This window comes from Pseudomonas sp. Irchel 3A18, assembly GCF_900187465.1.
Lineage (GTDB): Bacteria > Pseudomonadota > Gammaproteobacteria > Pseudomonadales > Pseudomonadaceae > Aquipseudomonas > Aquipseudomonas cichorii.
This window is the reverse complement of the sequence record NZ_FYDI01000025.1, coordinates 1-14209: the sequence shown is the minus strand read 5'-3', so window position 1 is coordinate 14209 and position 14209 is coordinate 1. Positions and strand designations below refer to the sequence as shown.

Sequence of the window (14209 nt, the reverse complement as noted above, 5' to 3'; positions counted from 1 at the left end):
TTTTCTGTGCGCAGTCTGCGCGCGCCCTGATGAGCCGGTGCCACTGCACCGCGCATGAGTCCAGGTTCGCCACACGATAAGGAGCCGCCGTGACCGTTACCGCCAACCCCGTCTACCGAAGCACGCCAAGCCCGCTGCACGCGATCTTGCTTGCCGGAACCGTCCCGCTGTTTCTCGGCGCCTTGCTGAGTGACATTGCCTACTTCAAGACCTTTCAGATCCAGTGGAGCAACTTTGCGTCCTGGCTTATTGCCGGTGGCCTGGTGTTCTGCGGCCTGGCGTTGCTGTTCGCGCTGGTCAATCTGATCCGGGCAGAGCACAAGGCTGGTCGCCCGGTGGTGTACTTTCTGCTGCTTCTGGGCACTTGGGTATTGGGCCTGATCAATGCTTTCGAACATGCTAAAGACGCATGGGCCGTCATGCCCTCGGGTCTGGTTCTGTCCGTTATCGTGACCCTGCTGTCTGTTGTCGCCGCATGGATCGGGTTGAGCAACCTGCGGTCAGGAGGTGCGCAATGAGACATTTGCCTGCACTGTCTGTTTTGAGTGTTGCCTTGTTGCTGAGCGCATGTGGCGGCGAAGCGGATAGCACCCAGTCTCTCGGGCCCGATCCCAAACTGCCTGAGCCGCAACGTGGCCTGCTGCCGAGCATGAAAATTGCCGAGCCGGCTGAGTGGGGCGACAAAAAGCCAACCGTGCCTCAGGGCTACAGTGTTACCGCGATCGCTACCGATCTGAGAATCCCGCGTCAGACTCTTGTTCTACCCAACGGCGATATCATCGTTGCAGAAGGTCGTGGCGGCGGTGCTGCGAAGCTCAAGCCCAAGGATGTCATCGCAAGCGTCATCAAGGCCGAGGGTAATACCAAGGTCAAAGGTGGTAACCGTCTGACATTGCTGCGCGATGCCGACGGTGATGGAACCTACGAGCTGAAGACCGTGTTTGCCGAAAACCTCAACGCGCCTTATGGCCTGGCCTTTGCCGATGGCAAGCTGTACGTGGCGAACCAGGATGCGCTGGTGCGTTTCGATTATGCAGAAGGCCAGACCAAGGCCAGCGGCGCGCCCACCAAGGTCACCGACCTGCCGTCCGAGATCAACCACCACTGGACCAAGGCTCTGACTGTCAGCCCTGACGGCCGTTTCCTGTATGTTGGTATCGGCTCAAACAGCAACGTCACCGAACGTGGCATGGAGGCAGAAGTCGACCGTGCCATGGTATGGCAGATCGATGCTCAGACGGGTGCTCACAAGCCTTATGCAACCGGACTGCGCAACCCTACGGCGTTGGCGATTCAACCCGGGACCGGACAATTGTGGACGGTGGTCAACGAGCGTGACGAGTTGGGCCCCGATCTGGTTCCCGATTATCTGACATCGGTACGCGAGGGCGGTTTCTACGGCTGGCCTTACAGCTATTGGGGGCAGAACGTCGACTCTCGCGCCCAGCCGCAAAATCCTGAGAAGGTAGCCGCTGCAATCAAGCCGGATTACAGCCTGGGGTCGCATGTCGCAGCACTGGGCGTCGACTTCTCCATACCGGCCCTGGGCGACAAGTACGCAAACGGCGTATTCGTTGGCGAGCATGGCAGCTGGAACCGGGATAATCCGGTGGGTTACAAAGTGATCTTCGTACCGTTCAGCAATGGACGGCCAGCAGGCGAGCCGCTTGATTTCGCTACAGGCTTCCGGGATGCAGAAGGGAAAACCCGCGGCCGGCCTGTGGGGGTGACTGTCGATCCACGTGGCGCCTTGATCATCGCCGATGACCTGGCGAATACGGTGTGGAGGGTGACTCGTAATCGATAAGCCTTGAGCGATGCGCCGGGCAGTAGTGCCCGGCGTGTCATTTCAGACCGTTTGTGGATGAGTGCGCTACATCGCCGTTGCTACCACCGAAATATAAGCCCCCACACGTAACTAGGCAAAATGCCAGCTGCAACGTCAAAAAGTCATAAGTTAATGACTAAAAACTATTTTTCTTATTCCTGATAGAAATATATCGTCCAGCCACATCAACGATATTTCTTGTAATCAGGAGTCAGGAATGCGGCGTCTTACGGCTTTGGCAATCGCTATTGCAATCAGTGGTTCGGTGTGGGCAAAGACGCCTGCGGATACGTTGATTGTGGCTCGTTCAATTGACGATATCGTCAGTCTTGACCCCGCAGAAAGTTTCAAAATTACCGCTACAAACACTCTGGTCAACTTGTATCAGCGACTGCTGGAACCTGATCGTCAGAATCCGTCTGTGCTGGTACCGGCCCTGGCGCAAAGCTGGACCGTCGGCAGTGACGACAAGAGCCTGGTGTTCAAACTGCGCTCTGGAGCGACTTTTTCTTCGGGCAACGCGGTACGTCCAGAGGACGTCATTTATTCTTTCAAGCGCGTCGTCAAACTGAACAAGACGCCTTCCTTCATTCTGGGGGAACTGGGCTGGACAGCAGACAACATTGACGGCTTTCTTACCAAGGTTGATGAGAATCACGTAAAAATTGCCTGGCCAGCAGGTGTCGGCAGCGCTTTTGCCCTGAGTATCCTGTCGGCGACCCCCGTTGGCTTTATTGTCGATGCGACAGAAGTCGAGAAACATGCGAAGGGCGCCGATCTGGGCAATGGCTGGCTGAAAAATCATTCGGCGGGTACGGGGGCTTATGCATTGCGCTCCTACACACCTCATGAGGCCGTGGTTTTGCAGGCCAACCCCCATGCAGCCGTGGCCCCCAAGCTGAAGACGGTCGTGATCAAGAATGTCACGGATCCGGCAACCCGCCGCCTGCTGGTGGTCCAGGGTGATGCGGACCTTGCGTATGATCTGGGTGCCGATCAGTTCAGCGCTCTTGAGCAGCAGAAGGGCGTGACAGTCCAGCGTTTCCCTTCATCGATGATTTACTACCTGGGCATCAATAGCGGTAACACTCAGGTTCCCGCCCTGAAGAATCCCGCTTTCTGGGAAGCAGCCCGCTGGCTCGTGGATTACCAGAGCATTTCCAAAAACCTGCTCAAGGGGCAGTACAGCGTGCACCAATCGTTCCTGCCATCAGGTGTGGCGGGATCATTGGGTGACCAGCCATTCAAGCTGGATGTGGAAAAAGCCAAAGGCATCCTGAAAAATGCAGGCATCGCTGAAGGCACCAGGATTGAATTGAATGTCTTCAATCAGCCGCCTTACACCGATATTGCCCAGGCATTGCAATCAAGCTTCGGGAAAGCAGGCATCGACATCACCGTTCGCCCTCTGGTCGAGAGCGAGTTGTGGGCAAAGATGCGTAGCCGTGATTATCAACTGATATTCACCTATTGGGGCATGGACTACCTTGACCCTAACTCCAACGCCAGCACCTTCACCTACAACGTGGAAAATGGGCCAAAGACTCTTGCCTGGCGCACCCAGTGGAATATTCCCCAACTAAGCCAGGAGACACGTGCGGCAGCCGCTGAACGCGATCCACAGAAGCGCACCGCCTTGTATGGCCACCTGCAAAAGACCGTACAGGAAAGCTCACCCTTTGTAGTCGCACTGCAAGGCCGCAATCAGGTCGCCGTCCATGAAGGGGTCGAGGGTGTTCTGCAGAACATCACGGTTTCTCTCCCGTACTTCGATCAGGTGAGCAAAGCCAAGTGAGGGTAGGGGCCTCGCGCAGGATTCGAGTGGCAGGAACCGGATTATTGACCTTGTTGGTCACATTGCTGGGCCTGCTGCTCTTTACCTTTCTGCTGACCACGCTATCGCCGGTCGACCCGGCGCTACGTATTGCCGGGGATCGTGCCAGTGAGGCAACCCTGGCACAGGTCCGCAGTGATCTGGGACTGGACCAACCCTGGCCAGTCAGGTTCGGCAGTTACCTCCACCAACTTTCCCAGGGCGATCTGGGTGTTTCCAATACCTCCAGCAAACCGGTGCTGGAAGACTTGAAACGTGCCTTGCCCGCCACCCTGGAACTCGCCACCCTGTCGATTGTGCTGGGTGCGTCTCTTGGATTGTCATTGGGACTGCTGGCTGCCTGGCAGCCCGGTGGCTGGATCGACACGCTGGTGAGGTTGTTCTCACTGATCGGTTATTCGGTGCCGGTGTTCTGGCTCGGGCTGCTGATGCTGCTCTTGTTCTATGCAACATTGCAGTGGGCAGGAGGGCCTGGCCGTCTGGATGATGCGTTTATCTACACCATCGAACTGCCCAGCGGCTGGATGCTGTGGGACACCTGGCGTTCGGGAGAAGAGGGGGCCTTGAGCAACGCCTTCTCGCACCTGGTACTGCCGGTGCTGGTGTTGGGGTTTTACGCCATGGCGGGTATTTGCCGACTGACACGTTCTGCGCTGCTGGGTGAGATGGGCAAGGAGTATGTGATAACCGCCCTGGCCAAAGGTGCTGGGCGCGGTCGTGTGCTGTTCCGCCACGTTTTGCCCAATGTCGCAGGCACACTTGTGGTGGTGGTTGCCCTGGCTTACGCCGGTCTGCTCGAAGGCTCCATTCTCACTGAAACCGTCTTTGCCTGGCCTGGCATCGGTCGCTATCTGACCACTGCATTGTTCGCTGGAGATGTGCCTGCAATTTTGGGTAGCACCTTGCTGATCGGTCTTTGTTTCGTCGTCGTTAACGGCATCGCCGATGTATTGGCTGGCATGATCGACCCACGAACAAGGGAGCTGCTATGAGCCTTTCTGTAGCTTTCGATAGTGTTTCAGGGCAACGCTGGTGGCGTCGCTCACCCGCCTTGACCCTGGGCGGGTCATTGATTCTATTGCTGTTGTTGGTTGCAGTATTTGCACCCTTGTTAAGCGGTTTTGACCCAAATCAGCAAAACATTGAACAGCGTCTGTTGCCACCCTCAGCCAGTCATTGGCTAGGCACCGATGGTTTCGGTCGCGATCTTTTCACACGCCTGCTTTACGGTACACGTCCCACCTTGCTGCTGGTGTCACTGGTCTTGTTGCTGACCTTGCCTATCGGTGTATTGGTGGGAGTCGCGGCCGGGTTTTATGGCGGCTGGGCGGAACGCATTCTGATGCGGATAACCGATGTGTTCATGGCGTTCCCGCAACTGGTATTGGCGCTGGCGTTCGTTGCCATTCTCGGACCGGGCTTGCTCAACGGTGCGCTGGCCTTGTCGCTCACTGCATGGCCGGCCTACGCACGACAGGCACGGGCCGAGACCAGCGTTCTGCGTGACAGCGACTATCTGGCGGCTGCTCATTTGCAAGGTATTACAGGAGCACGTTTGCTGCTCGGGCATGTACTGCCGCTGTGCCTGCCGTCTGTGATTGTGCGGGTGGCATTGAATCTGGGTGGCATCATTCTGGCGGCTGCCGGGCTCGGCTTTCTCGGCCTGGGTGTCGAGCCGCCGACAGCAGAATGGGGCTCGATGGTTGCCGATGGCAGCCGTGTCATCTTCGATCAGTGGTGGGTTGCTGCCGCACCGGGCATCGCCATTCTTCTGACGAGTTTGTCCTTCAACCTGCTGGGCGATGGCCTGCGCGATGTTCTGGATCCCCGTCATGGCTCGTGATGAAACACTCCTGGATGTAAGAGGCCTGCGTGTCGGTTTTCCCGGGCCTGATGCCCAGCGAATTGATGTCGTAAAGGGGATCGATTTCACCGTCGGAACTGAAAAGGTTGCCTTGGTGGGTGAGTCCGGTTCGGGCAAGTCACTGACCGCCCGTGCGCTGCTTGGGCTCGTGCCTCGTCCAACTCGGGTTTCTGCAGAGCACATGCGCCTGGGAGCCGATGATTTACTGCGGCTGAACGAAAAACAGTGGCAAACCCTGCGCGGTACGCGGTTGTCACTGGTGCTGCAGGACCCCAAGTATTCCCTCAATCCGGTGCTCAAGGTCGGCACTCAGGTAGAGGAAGTGCTGGTCTTGCACACCCGACTCGGGCGTCGCGAGCGTCGTGAGAAGGTATTGGAAATGCTCAATGCCGTGGGCTTGCCAGATCCGGTAACGCTCTACGATCGCTATCCTCATGAGTTGTCCGGAGGCATGGGGCAGAGGGTCATGCTGGCGTCGATGCTGATCAATGATCCTCGAGTGCTTATCGCCGACGAACCGACTTCAGCCCTGGACAGCAACCTGCGCGACCAGATGCTCGATCTGATCATGGGCCTGGTAGAGGAGCGGGGCATGGGACTGCTGTTGATCAGCCACGATCTGCCTCTGGTCTCCAGATATTGCGACCGCGTGTTGGTCATGTACCAAGGTAACATCGTGGATCGGTGCCGGGCATCCGAGTTGGCGACTGCCAGCCATCCGTATACGAAAACCTTGTGGAACTGCCAGCCTTCGGCGCTGAGCTATGGGCATCCATTGCCTGTCCTGGACAGAAGCCTGCTTGAGGAGCATCGATGAACGCAGTGGAGATCAGTTCGTTGGCAGTGAGCTTCAAGCGCGGCTTGAGCCACTTCAAGGCGCTGGAAGTCGAGCAGATACAGATCGGGCAGGGTGAGTGTTACGGCCTGATTGGCGGCTCCGGTTCCGGCAAGTCGACTCTGTTGAGGGTGCTTGCGGGACTGCAGCGTGACTGGCAGGGCGGCGTTCAAGTGTTCGGTCAGTCTCTTGTGGCGCAGCAAGCCTTCAAGGGCAAACTGCGCCGCGATGTCCAGATGGTGTTCCAGGACCCATACGCTTCATTGCATCCCTTGCACCGCATTCGTCGCAGCCTGCGCGAGCCGCGGCAAGTCAACGGATTGCCTTTTGATGAACACAGCCTGGTGGCCTCACTGGAGCAAGTGGGTTTGCCCGCCGAGGTTCTGGACCGTTATCCGCATCAACTCTCCGGTGGCCAGCGACAACGAATCGCCATCGTTCGTGCATTGCAGTTGCAACCCGGATTACTGCTGCTCGACGAGCCCACCTCGGCGCTGGACATGACCGTACAGGCAGAAATCCTCAACCTGCTTCAAGGGCTGCGACGCGATACCGGGATGACCATGATCCTCGTCAGTCACGACATGAATACGGTTGCACATCTGTGCGACAGGGCTTTGGTGATCAAGGGCGGCAGCATTGAGCGACGGCTGGACAGGGAAGGGTTATCGGCCATTGTTTGATAAGAGCGCAGACATTATTCAGCCCGGATATTTGACCGTTCGGTCATATCTGCTTAGGGTAGCGCGCTTTGTTTTGCTTCGAGATTGTCATGACCAACCGCTCTAAACTACCGCCTACCGTCTACCTGCTGGGTTTGACGATCTTCACACTGGTCACCGCAGAGTTCATGGTGGCCGGGATGATGCCGGCGTTGGCCGACTCATTCTCGGTGAGCCTTGCCCAGGTCGGTAACCTCATTGCCTTTTATGCACTGGGCATGGCACTGGGCGGGCCGCCTGTCATGGTGCTTCTGGTTTCCCGCAGCATTGGCAATAAGCCTGCACTCATCGGGCTATTGGCTGTGTATGTTGCTGCCGGAGTACTGGCATCGGCGGCGCAAAGCTACGAAATCCTGTTGCTGGCCAGAGTCATCATGGGCGTTGCCAGCGCCGCCTGCATCGGATTGTGCATGACGATATGCGCTGGTCTTGTACCGCCTGAAGCCCGCGGACGGGCGGTATCGGTTGTCCTGGGCGGACTCATGCTTTCACCTGTGGCCGGCGTGCCGATGACCAACCTGATTGAACATGCTTTTGGCTGGCGTGCGAGTTCATGGCTGATCGTGGCGTTATCCTTGGTGTGTACGTTCCTGGTAGCCACCCGATTGCCTGCTGGCGATGCAGACAAACAGCCAGCGTTACGACAGCAACTGAGTGATCTCAACAACCTCAGCCTATGGGGCGCTTACCTCACCAGCGGCCTCATCATCGGATCGACCTTCGCGGCGTTCAGCTACATCACACCGATTCTGATCAAGGAAGTCGGCGTACTTCCCGGCTACATAGCGCCGATTCTGGCGCTTTATGGTGTGGCCAATCTGGCAGGCAATATGTTCGTCGGACGCATCGCCGACCGCCATACATTCCCGGCATTGGGCTGGGGGCTGGCTCTGTTGACACTGGCATTGAGCGGCTTTGCGCTGGCTGGCGATCATCAGTGGCTGAACGTGGCGTGCTTCATCGCGATCGGCCTGACCGGTGTCTCACTGAACCCGGCAATGGCCGCCCGAGTAATGAAAGCCGCCGAGCCGGGCGCACTGGTGAATACACTTCACACATCAGTCATCACGGCAGGCCTCGCGCTGGGTAGCTGGGCAGGTGGAGAAGCTATCAATGCCGGGTATGGCCTGCGTGGACCGCTGTGGGTGGGAGCCGGGATGGCGTTGGTGGGTTTGATTAGTGTGGTGCGGCCGTTGCTGCAGGACTCTTCGGCAACGAGGTCCTGTGCTCAAGGTTGAGAGGGTTTGATCCGGTTTATGGCGTTTGGCATGATTCAAGCCCACACGTAAAGGAATACTCGATGCCAATCTATCTGGCGGCCGAATCAGAACTTCATGTAGGCCAAGGCTCAGTTACAGAAGCACCTGCGGCAGAAGGAACTTACGTTGTTGTATTTGAAGACGATGATGCGGCGCTGGGGTTGTTTGCGTAAGAGCTGGGTTGGGTTTCGCGAGATAGCATCAGTACGGTGGTTCGTGGTGATGTTTTTCTCGCAGGTGAGAAATCTGGCTTGGAAAGCACCAGCAGAGTGACCCATGCTTTGTATAGGATGATTCGTATAATGTGTATTATGTTAAATAATGCATGGGACCTAGTCGTTCGACTAAAACCAATAGTGGAAATAATGCACGGTCCAGTGATATCCCCGCTGTTGTGAGGCACGCTGACGGTTCGCTTCTGCTTGCTGCCAAGAAGCCTTCAGGCGGACTTCGTCCGTACCAAGAAGGAAGGCCGAGGAAAAAGATAATTTACTCATGGGATCGGGTATCCGGAATTGAGGCGATAGCTCCGCCAGTTGCTTTGATCAAAGAAATCCAGGCCTGCGCCTGATCACGGCGCGCGGAAATTTCGGCGTCTTGTGCTGAAGCGAACTGACGGCGACTGTCTTCAAGCTCGAAAAGGCTTACCGCGCCAACCTTCCACTGATCATCGGAAGACTTAAGGGTGGTGCGGGCGGCGGTTACCCCTTCACTTGTCGACATGACTCTGGATTTGGCCGATGCTTGAGCCGCAATGGCGTTTTCCACGTCATGAACGGTCGTGCGCAATGTGCTTTGCAGACTCGATACGGCACGTCGGTATCGAGCTTCTGCGACACTGACATTGGCCGCCCCTTCCCCTCCGTCAAACAGAGTTCCTGTCAGACTTGGGCCAAGGGACCAGGTATTGAAATTGAGACTGGATCCCCCTGCGCGGATCCATTGGCCTGTTAGTGCCGCCGCCAGATCAATGCGTGGCAAGCGGTTTGCGCGAGCTACCGCGATGTCTGCCCAAGCTGCAGCGACCTCGCGTTCCGCTGAAATGATGTCAGGATGTTCTGTGAGTACGATTGCGGGCATGACAGGTTCCGCCTCCGGAGCACGGGGCATGAACACGGCTTCAGAATCAGCCAGCGGCCCTGATATGCCTACCAGGTTGCGAATTTTTTCTGGGCTGTCGCCGGTCAAAGCCACTAATGCGTTGACTTGACGGGCGCACTGCTCTTGCTGATTGGCAAGATTGGTTCGAGACGTCGCAAGGCCTGACAATATGCGAGCTTCGTCAGTTGCTGCAGCAAAACCGCTATTAAGGCGTAACCGCGTCAATTGAAGCGTCTTTTCTCTGGACGCGATGTCTTCAGTCAAAACGCGGCGGCTGTTCTCGCAGGCGCGCAGTTTCAGAACGTTATCGGCAACGTCCGTCGAAAGAGTCAGTCGCGTTGAAGCAGCATCTGCAGTTCTGGCGTCAAGACGGCTTCGAGACGCCTCAACCGACTCACGAACTCGCCCGAAGAGATCTATCTCCCAACTAAAGGTTGGGCCTGCCGATGCCGAACGGCTAAGCGCGGTAGTACTGGAGGAAGCTGGAGATGTATTACGACTTTGCTCCCTTGTCGCGCTAGCATCCATGTCTATGGTCGGCATCTTGGCCGCCGTACTCACACCTAGGTTCGCTCGTGCTTCGTCGATGCGCGTCACAGCCTGGAGTAGCGTCGGGTTGTCCTTGAACGCCGCCTCGGTCAATGTGTTGATCGCTTCGTCGCCCAGTGATTGCCACCAGTTTTCGGTCATGGCAGGAACAGATCGAGATTGCTGCTCCGCTTCGACTGACCACTTGGCCGGGCCTTGTATTTCTGGCTTTACATAATCGGGCTGTAGCGAGCAGGCGCTTAGTGATAAAAGTGCGATTGCGCCTATTGCGTTGAGGAATAGGCTTTTATGCGAGCCATCGACGGGCAAATTGCGGGCGCAGCCTCTGGCGTAACACGTAATCTTTGTCATCTCGGATAACCATACAGAAGACGTTGAGCCGTTAGCGGTAGGGGTTGCGTTTGATGCCCCCCGGTTCTCTCAGTGCGACACCACGACATCCGTGATCGGGCGACGCCACCGCTCCTCGACCCTTGCATCGTCAGCTCGATAGCCAAGTGCGATGACCAGCGGTATGACAGAACCCCGAGGAAGACCTAGTAGCTTGGCAACCTGTGGCGCTGAAAAACCCTCCATCGGACAGGTATCAATGCCTTTTGCAGCGGCTCCGAGCATCAGTGTCTGAGCTGCAAAGATTGCGTTTCGCGCTGCCCATTGGCGGCCACCGATATGACCGACAGGAAGCAGGGATAAAGTGGGGCGAAACAAGGCGGCGAGAAGTACAAGTGGGGTCCACAATGCTGACGATCCAACACCGAGGATTTTTTTGAACATACCGACCTGTTTGCGATAGTAGGCCTTAGAGGCCTGCCCCAGTGCCGATGAGCTTTCCACATGTTCCAACTGGGCGTTGGCGGTGCGCAGTCCCAATGCAGGGCTCGCCACGACCACCACGAACTCCGCTGCTGATGAGGCCGCTTTCTGCCCATTGCACGCCGCAGCCACTTTTGCTTTCAGGGCTGGTTCTCGAATCCAGTGGAACTCATAGGGCTGCATATTCCCACTGGAAGGTGCATAAGCGGCTTCGGTAAGCAGAGCGTAAATGTCAGTTTCTGGAATCGCTATGGGTTTGAATTTGCGAATGGCTCTGCGAAAGCGATTCGCAGCCTGAAAGCCGTCCCAAGGAAGTACTGGGTCTTGTGTGTTCATGATTTGAGGCTCCTGACGATGTGAAGAACATTGTGTTCTCACGCCTCAAATCGTAAGTTAAAGCTTAGATTTTAAAAACTCATGTTCTGGAGCACCCCATGAACAACAGACGATCTGCCGTCAAGCCCAGGAAAATCCCTACCCAGGCAAGGTCCCGTGCGACAGTCGACGCGATTATTCAAGCTGCTACTTACATTTTGACCAAGGTTGGCTGGGAAGGACTGACGACTAACGCAATTGCTGAGCGCGCAGGCGTCAATATAGGCTCGCTGTATCAGTTCTTCCCGAACAAAGAAGCAGTGATCGCTGAATTACAGCGCCGTCATGCCGCGGCAACACGCACCGATTTGCTGGAAATACTCGACGTGCTGCCGCAGCAACCTTCATTGAGAGACGCGCTTACACTGATCGTGGAAATGATCGTCGCCGAACATCGCATCGCCCCCGCTGTACACAAGGCTATTCACGAAGAGTTACCTAGCACTATTCGTCACAAGGCGGCAGACAAGGAGGATCTTCAAACGCAGTTTTCACAGGTGCTGAAGCCGTTCATGAAAAACGTTCCGGACCCGGAGCTCTCCATCTACCTGATGGGCGTTGCGGCGCACGCAATCATTCATACCGTCACGGCGGACAAGCCCGACTTATTGGGCAATCCGAGATTTGTGTTTGAAGTGGTCACGTTGCTGGAGAATTATCTTCGCAGGAGTGACGAGGAACCTAGTGACTAACTAAAGCGGCGCAGTTTCCGGTGATTACGTCGCCCGAAAACGCCTTTCTGACAAACTTTATCGAGTCGCCCAATGTAGTGGTCAACTGATCCCGGACACGACGTTAAGTTTTTTCTCGGCCTGAGCCGGAGCCAGCAGCCATTGAACTGATGTGGTCGAATCCAGTGATGCTTCAACCGCCTTTGTACGTATCGAAAAAAACACCTACTCCAACCATCCACTGGCCCAATCAGCATAAGGAGTATCGAGAACACGCCATCGGTTGTAATCAGGGCTGCCATCGTTCCACCACACAGCTCCTCGCTCACCGAGTGCCACCTTGGCAGCGTTGACTTTTGAACGAGCTGTTTTGAGGAGATCAGGATCATCAGATGCCTTAGCCTGTTTCACTTCTCTACGTGCGCTCATGAGTTCATGCACCAGGCGCTGCCGCTCATCCTCAGAAAGTGATGGATCAGAGCACCGCCAGAGCTGCCCTTTGACAACAAAATAGCGACCATCGGGTGTCGTTGGATGCATGGGTTTTCAACGCTCCTTTCTACTATTCTTCACGCCACACCCGAAGAACTCTCCGTCAACGCTCAGGCTACCCGAACAAACCTGACCCGAGCCCGCTGCGGGCGCAGCGAAAACCACCCACGTGGCGTCAGTTCCCCGTCGTGCACGATGTCCCAGTGTTCCACCCAGTAGGCCAATGCGGCAGCAAGATCGATCATCGCCATCGCTGTTCCCGGGCAGGAACGGTCCCCCAGGCCGAACGGGAAATAGGCGCCACGCGGCCACGTTGCTGGGTCCATAAAGCGTTCCGGTCGGAACTCCAGAGGCGCATCGAACCAGCGTGGGTCCCGGTGTGTGATCCAACTGGAAACCATAACGACGTCTCCACGCTTGAACGAATGGCCGGACACTTCGATGTCAGCACTCACTTGTCGCGGAACAAGACCGTAGGCCGGCGGGTAAAGACGCAGGCATTCCTGTAGCACTGCTTTCAATAAGGGACAATTGCGCAGGTCAGCGAGCGAACGGATTGCTGTCCAGTCGATTGGTGCCAGTTCGGCCCGCAGTTGCTTGCATAATTCCGGACGCTGCGCCAACAGCAGCAGACACCAGGTCATGGTGACGCCAGTGGACTGGTGCGACGCCATCAGCAGTGTGCAGAGCTCATCACGCATCTCGACGAGGGGCCGAGGCGAATGCTTCACAACTTCGTCGACCACTCCCCGCAATTGCCCCAGTGCCCAGCGTTTGCGCGGGCAGAGCTTGCTCGGGAACCAGTGCCCCAGCGGCAGACCGGTGGACATCTCCAGCAACGCCACCCGCGACAGCAGGCGAACCGACTTGGCTATCCGGTAGGCCGCCGGCTCCAGGTCTACATCGAACAGGGCATGACCGCTGAGGGTGACGCTGAACGCTGCCATTTCCAGGTCGAGATCATACTCGCGCCCCTCCTCGATCCGGTCTGCCCACTGCGCGGCAAGGCGCCGTACATCACTGGCCTCAGGTGCCACAAGGTGTGGGCGTACCGCCTTGCGCTGTGCCTGTGCCGGCTCGCCTTCACGCATCATGAAACTGCGTCCATTCCATTGCTTGAGCATGCACAGTGCTGGCGTCCAACGGCGTAGATTGTCACGATGCTCGACCATCAGTTCGTGCACAGCTTGAGGATGGAACAAGCACCAGACACGTTGCGGGCCCATGCGCATGACGGCAACGTCCGGCTGCATTGCGTGCATTTTCTGCAGCCAGGCCAATGGGTCGCGCTGGATCTCCAGCCAGTGGCGCAAGCCCGCACGGTTATCACCGACCCAAGGCAAGTGGGCCAGTCGACGACGGATAGGGCAATTCGGATTGGCTTCGAGCATGGTTCCGCCTCGCTGCGATCCCTTGTTCAGGGCCTTATTCGGGATGAGGATATTACCCTACATAGCCTTTCTCAGAGCTCCGATATCAAGGCCGTTCCATCAAGCTTCGGGCAACCGGTTCCCAATGACTATTGGTAGGCTTTGCGGTGATCTCTCCCGAGAGCATCTGGGCGTTCGCTGCCTCGACACGATACTGGCCAGCCTTGCACTGAAAGGCTTTGCCACATCCTTTCAACGCAAGCGCAGTGCCTCAACGATCAGCGACAGTGCAGGCGAAGATTGGCGATGGCTCGCGTAGAATGTTGCCGCTGACCGAAAACTGACCCAGTAGAGGCTGTTCTGCCGACTGAAAACTGACCCAGGTGTTCAACTGCTTCTGCTCACTTTTTGAGCAGGAGAACACAGGGTGATCAGCATGGAAATGTTGGGAAAAATCCGGCGGATGTACTTCCGCGACAAGCTCTCGCTGCATCAG

Annotated in this window: 15 protein-coding genes; 10 read left to right on the top strand and 5 right to left on the bottom strand. The window is 56.8% G+C overall.

The window, feature by feature from the left end; translation table 11 throughout:
* The first annotated feature begins 89 nt into the window (after nucleotides 1-89).
* From CKW23_RS25730 to CKW23_RS27055, 9 genes are all read left to right on the top strand, one after another.
* Nucleotides 90-518: a DUF2231 domain-containing protein gene (locus tag CKW23_RS25730; protein ID WP_025260153.1), complete on the top strand. Its 429-nt coding sequence runs from the start codon at nucleotides 90-92 to the stop codon at nucleotides 516-518.
* Entirely contained in the window at nucleotides 515-1807 is a 1293-nt protein-coding gene (locus CKW23_RS25725) for a sorbosone dehydrogenase family protein (RefSeq protein WP_025260154.1), read from the top strand. Before CKW23_RS25730 ends, CKW23_RS25725 begins: the two co-directional genes overlap by 4 nt.
* 238 nt (nucleotides 1808-2045) lie before the next feature.
* A complete protein-coding gene (locus tag CKW23_RS25720) occupies nucleotides 2046-3623 on the top strand; it encodes an ABC transporter substrate-binding protein (protein WP_095068664.1) in 1578 nt (525 codons plus the stop codon).
* A 20-nt stretch (nucleotides 3624-3643) separates the two neighbouring features.
* Nucleotides 3644-4654 (top strand): ABC transporter permease, encoded by a 1011-nt coding sequence (locus CKW23_RS25715; RefSeq protein ID WP_025260156.1) that lies wholly within the window; start codon nucleotides 3644-3646, stop codon nucleotides 4652-4654.
* The gene (locus CKW23_RS25710; protein WP_025260157.1) at nucleotides 4651-5505 is read left to right on the top strand and encodes an ABC transporter permease; all 855 of its coding nucleotides are present in this window, start codon (nucleotides 4651-4653) and stop codon (nucleotides 5503-5505) included. The genes CKW23_RS25715 and CKW23_RS25710 overlap by 4 nt, the downstream gene beginning before the upstream one ends.
* The gene (locus tag CKW23_RS25705; protein WP_095068663.1) at nucleotides 5495-6343 is read left to right on the top strand and encodes an ABC transporter ATP-binding protein; all 849 of its coding nucleotides are present in this window, start codon (nucleotides 5495-5497) and stop codon (nucleotides 6341-6343) included. Before CKW23_RS25710 ends, CKW23_RS25705 begins: the two co-directional genes overlap by 11 nt.
* Nucleotides 6340-7044: an ABC transporter ATP-binding protein gene (locus tag CKW23_RS25700; protein ID WP_095068662.1), complete on the top strand. Its 705-nt coding sequence runs from the start codon at nucleotides 6340-6342 to the stop codon at nucleotides 7042-7044. Before CKW23_RS25705 ends, CKW23_RS25700 begins: the two co-directional genes overlap by 4 nt.
* A gap of 89 nt (nucleotides 7045-7133) precedes the next feature.
* Entirely contained in the window at nucleotides 7134-8321 is a 1188-nt protein-coding gene (locus CKW23_RS25695) for an MFS transporter (protein ID WP_025260160.1), read from the top strand.
* A gap of 62 nt (nucleotides 8322-8383) precedes the next feature.
* Complete coding sequence (locus CKW23_RS27055; protein WP_256327116.1) at nucleotides 8384-8515, top strand: hypothetical protein; 132 nt, start codon at nucleotides 8384-8386, stop codon at nucleotides 8513-8515.
* 316 nt (nucleotides 8516-8831) lie between these two features.
* On the opposite strand, the gene CKW23_RS25690 is transcribed toward CKW23_RS27055, so the two are convergent.
* Together CKW23_RS25690 and CKW23_RS25685 are read right to left on the bottom strand one after the other, a co-directional pair.
* Nucleotides 8832-10343, bottom strand: coding sequence for an efflux transporter outer membrane subunit (locus CKW23_RS25690; protein WP_095068661.1), 1512 nt, complete (start codon nucleotides 10341-10343; stop codon nucleotides 8832-8834).
* Between the two features lie 69 nt (nucleotides 10344-10412).
* Nucleotides 10413-11141: a nitroreductase family protein gene (locus tag CKW23_RS25685; RefSeq protein ID WP_095068660.1), complete on the bottom strand. Its 729-nt coding sequence runs from the start codon at nucleotides 11139-11141 to the stop codon at nucleotides 10413-10415.
* 98 nt (nucleotides 11142-11239) lie between these two features.
* Between CKW23_RS25685 and CKW23_RS25680 the strand changes: the two genes are divergently transcribed.
* Entirely contained in the window at nucleotides 11240-11872 is a 633-nt protein-coding gene (locus tag CKW23_RS25680; protein WP_095068659.1) for a TetR/AcrR family transcriptional regulator, read from the top strand.
* Between the two features lie 204 nt (nucleotides 11873-12076).
* Here the strand turns inward: CKW23_RS25680 and CKW23_RS25675 are convergent, their stop codons facing one another.
* The 3 genes from CKW23_RS25675 to CKW23_RS26830 all read right to left on the bottom strand — a co-directional run.
* On the bottom strand, nucleotides 12077-12391 hold the full coding sequence (locus tag CKW23_RS25675) for a hypothetical protein (RefSeq protein ID WP_095068658.1): 315 nt from the start codon (nucleotides 12389-12391) through the stop codon (nucleotides 12077-12079).
* Nucleotides 12392-12453: 62 nt separating this feature from the next.
* Nucleotides 12454-13734 (bottom strand): cytochrome P450, encoded by a 1281-nt coding sequence (locus tag CKW23_RS25670; RefSeq protein WP_095068657.1) that lies wholly within the window; start codon nucleotides 13732-13734, stop codon nucleotides 12454-12456.
* Nucleotides 13735-13984: 250 nt separating this feature from the next.
* Nucleotides 13985-14209 (bottom strand): hypothetical protein (locus CKW23_RS26830; protein WP_218250575.1); only part of this gene is annotated, 225 nt, incomplete at its 5' end.

Coding starts and splice junctions, on each gene's coding strand:
- CKW23_RS25725 (WP_025260154.1), top strand. CDS start 515: ATGAGACATTTGCCTGCACTGTCTGTTTTGAGTGTTGCCTTGTTGCTG.
- CKW23_RS25720 (WP_095068664.1), top strand. CDS start 2,046: ATGCGGCGTCTTACGGCTTTGGCAATCGCTATTGCAATCAGTGGTTCG.
- CKW23_RS25710 (WP_025260157.1), top strand. CDS start 4,651: ATGAGCCTTTCTGTAGCTTTCGATAGTGTTTCAGGGCAACGCTGGTGG.
- CKW23_RS25705 (WP_095068663.1), top strand. CDS start 5,495: ATGGCTCGTGATGAAACACTCCTGGATGTAAGAGGCCTGCGTGTCGGT.
- CKW23_RS25700 (WP_095068662.1), top strand. CDS start 6,340: ATGAACGCAGTGGAGATCAGTTCGTTGGCAGTGAGCTTCAAGCGCGGC.
- CKW23_RS25695 (WP_025260160.1), top strand. CDS start 7,134: ATGACCAACCGCTCTAAACTACCGCCTACCGTCTACCTGCTGGGTTTG.
- CKW23_RS27055 (WP_256327116.1), top strand. CDS start 8,384: ATGCCAATCTATCTGGCGGCCGAATCAGAACTTCATGTAGGCCAAGGC.
- CKW23_RS25690 (WP_095068661.1), bottom strand. CDS start 10,343: ATGACAAAGATTACGTGTTACGCCAGAGGCTGCGCCCGCAATTTGCCC.
- CKW23_RS25685 (WP_095068660.1), bottom strand. CDS start 11,141: ATGAACACACAAGACCCAGTACTTCCTTGGGACGGCTTTCAGGCTGCG.
- CKW23_RS25680 (WP_095068659.1), top strand. CDS start 11,240: ATGAACAACAGACGATCTGCCGTCAAGCCCAGGAAAATCCCTACCCAG.
- CKW23_RS25675 (WP_095068658.1), bottom strand. CDS start 12,391: ATGCATCCAACGACACCCGATGGTCGCTATTTTGTTGTCAAAGGGCAG.
- CKW23_RS25670 (WP_095068657.1), bottom strand. CDS start 13,734: ATGCTCGAAGCCAATCCGAATTGCCCTATCCGTCGTCGACTGGCCCAC.